Annotated in this window: 1 pseudogene; it reads right to left on the bottom strand. The window is 48.2% G+C overall.

What is annotated here, in order from left to right:
• Nucleotides 1–71 precede the first annotated feature (71 nt).
• Nucleotides 72–411, bottom strand: a pseudogene (locus CBX98_RS25500) (hypothetical protein); the annotation flags it as partial.

Genomic DNA, 411 nt, shown 5'->3' with positions numbered 1-411 from the left:
GGCATCCAAGACAGACGCTTTTTATGTTGGCTTTGATAATCAGGTAAGGCCGTTGTGATTGGCGTCTGCATTTAGCCACATTTCCCCGGTTTGAGTTCTAATACCTGAATGTATTCCCGCTCATCCTCATCGACCGCCATCCGCCAAAAGATATCTAAATCATACAAAGCCACTTGATATAACTTAGGGTCATCTTTGGCTTTTTTATAGGCTGGGCGAGGGTCTTGCCCCAGCACGCCGTGGATGAGTACGGCTAAATCGGTATAGGCGTCCTGTTTACTGTAGGCATCAATCTGGGTTGCGGCGAGTTCGGAAAACACCACGCTGATAAGTTTTGGTGCTTCTTGCGCGATACCGCCGACGGCTCCTTCAATCGAATCCGAGAACGGAGTATAGGGCTTAATATCGATA

Source organism: Vibrio sp. T9 (assembly GCF_003123985.1).
Classification (GTDB): domain Bacteria; phylum Pseudomonadota; class Gammaproteobacteria; order Enterobacterales; family Vibrionaceae; genus Vibrio; species Vibrio diabolicus.
The sequence above is the reverse complement of the archived record's forward strand: the minus strand, read 5'-3'. Positions and strand labels throughout refer to the sequence as shown.